This is a genomic window from Rhizobium sp. PDO1-076, assembly GCF_000247475.1.
Lineage (GTDB): Bacteria > Pseudomonadota > Alphaproteobacteria > Rhizobiales > Rhizobiaceae > Allorhizobium.
In genome coordinates this window covers 1-2163 of record NZ_AHZC01000227.1, presented here as the reverse complement: position 1 = coordinate 2163, position 2163 = coordinate 1, and the positions used below count along the sequence as shown (strand labels likewise).

Annotated in this window: 1 protein-coding gene and 1 pseudogene; both read left to right on the top strand. The window is 57.6% G+C overall.

Annotated elements, in window-relative coordinates:
• Positions 1-91 precede the first annotated feature (91 nt).
• Positions 92-548 (top strand): annotated as a pseudogene (locus PDO_RS13665) (helix-turn-helix domain-containing protein); the annotation flags it as partial.
• Positions 549-1092: 544 nt separating this feature from the next.
• The coding region (ltrA, locus tag PDO_RS13660) for a group II intron reverse transcriptase/maturase (protein ID WP_007602589.1) at positions 1093-2163 on the top strand (1071 nt) is incomplete at its 3' end.

Genomic DNA, 2163 nt, shown 5'->3' with positions numbered 1-2163 from the left:
TTAGAGCGGTTCCCTGACTGATTGAATCTGCAGGGCTTTGCAAATCAGGCTGGGTCTGATTCAAACTATCTGCCGATGGAGGTCGGCGGATATGTCGAAAGCTCTTTCTGTCGATCTGCGTGTTCGCGTGCTTGCTGCCGTTTCTGTTGGTGCTACCCATCGCGAAGCCGCCGATCGGTTTGGCGTGAGTGCCGCAAGCGTCAGCCGCTGGCGAAATTTGCAACTTCGCCAGGGTGATGTGCGGCCTGGCCCGCTTGGCGGGGATCGCAATTCCCGCAAAACGGAGGCGCATGGAGATGTGATCATGGCCTGGCTCGCCGAGCACCGGGACGGAACCCTGTTTGAGCTTCGTGACGCGCTGGCGGAGCAAGGCGTCACGATCAGCAAGTCGGCCTTGCATCGTTTCCTCGTCCGGCACGGCCAGACGCGTAAAAAAGACTGGCCACGCGATAGAGCAGAGCCGCCCGGACGTCTTGGAGCAGCGTCAGCACTGGTTCGATGATCAACTGGACCTCGATCCCGCCAAGCTTGTCTTCATCGATGAAAGTGTGCTGCAGAGCAGCGGAAGGAGTTCGACATGAACTAAGACCGTAGCGTAAAGCTGCGCGAATGATGGGGGACGGCCCTCCGGGATCGGCTTTCAGGAGCAGGTCTCAAACCAGTCCGAGCTGCTGCGGTAAAGAGCCGTGGTGGTGAGCGTCGGATGAAACGTTCGGACGAGATCCGAGCAGGTGCATGTTCAAAAGACGAACGAAAGTGAACCCTCCGAAGACGCGTCGTTATGAACGTAAGTGTCGTCGAAACCAGGACCGTTTCGTCGTCCTGGGACAAGTCCGCCAGATGCCTGATGACCGGGCGGGCGGCGACCGGCGTAGAGGGGGCGTGATTTGAATATAGGCTTTCACGCGGAACTGCAGGAACCAGGCTCCTGATGCCAAGGGAGAAGCTCAAGCGGCGCAAACCGCAAGGCGAGAGTACCGATGCGGGAGACTGGGGCGGACCGACCCGTAAGAGCGTCGAGGACCCTGTAATGGGGTCGGAGCAAAGGGGTCGGATCAGGTGGTCGTATTGTTTGAAACAACTGGAAACAGGATGACTTCGGAAAGTACGGCAGACAAGCCGTTTCGAATTGAGAAACGGCAAGTGTACGAAGCTTATAAAGCGGTCAAAGCCAACCATGGCGCAGCCGGGGTGGACGGCGAGACTTTGGAAATGTTCGAGAAAGACCTTGCGAGAAATCTCTACAAGATCTGGAATCGGATGTCATCCGGAGCCTACTTTCCGCCACCGGTGCGTGCCGTCTCCATTCCAAAGAAGACTGGAGGCGAGAGGGTTTTGGGTGTGCCCACGGTCAGTGATCGGATCGCGCAGACGGTGGTCAAACAGATGATTGAGCCGGATTTGGACTCCCTCTTTCTTCCAGACTCATACGGGTACAGGCCGGGGAAGTCGGCCTTGGATGCCGTCGGCGTGACGCGCCAGCGGTGTTGGAAGTATGATTGGGTTTTGGAATTCGACATCAAAGGACTGTTCGACAACCTTCCACACGATCTCTTGCTGAAGGCGGTCAGGAAGCACGTCACATGCAAGTGGGCTCTGCTCTACATCGGAAGATGGCTGGCAGCGCCGATGGAGAAGAATGGTGAGGTCGTTGCGCGGACGTGCGGCACCCCGCAAGGCGGTGTTGTCAGTCCCTGCCTCGCCAATCTCTTCATGCACTATGCGTTTGATTTGTGGATGACGCGGATGCATCCCGACCTACCATGGTGTCGATATGCCGACGATGGTCTTGTTCACTGCCAAAGCGAGCAACAAGCCGAAGCCCTCAAGGTGGAGCTGAGTTCTCGGCTGGCAGCGTGCGGGCTGCAGATGCATCCGACAAAGACCAAGATCGTTTACTGCAAGGATCAACGGCGCCGAGGAACGTATCCGAATGTCGCATTCGACTTTCTCGGATATCAGTTCCGGCCGCGACGGATGGCGAATACACAGCGGGACGAGTTCTTCTGTGGCTACACGCCTGCGGTCAGTCCAACGGCGCTCAAGTCGATGCGGGCAACGATCAAGAGTTTGAATATCCCGCGGCAGACGCCGGGGACGCTGGCCGAAATAGCCAAACAGCTCAATCCACTCCTTCGGGGATGGATTGGCTACTATGGCCGG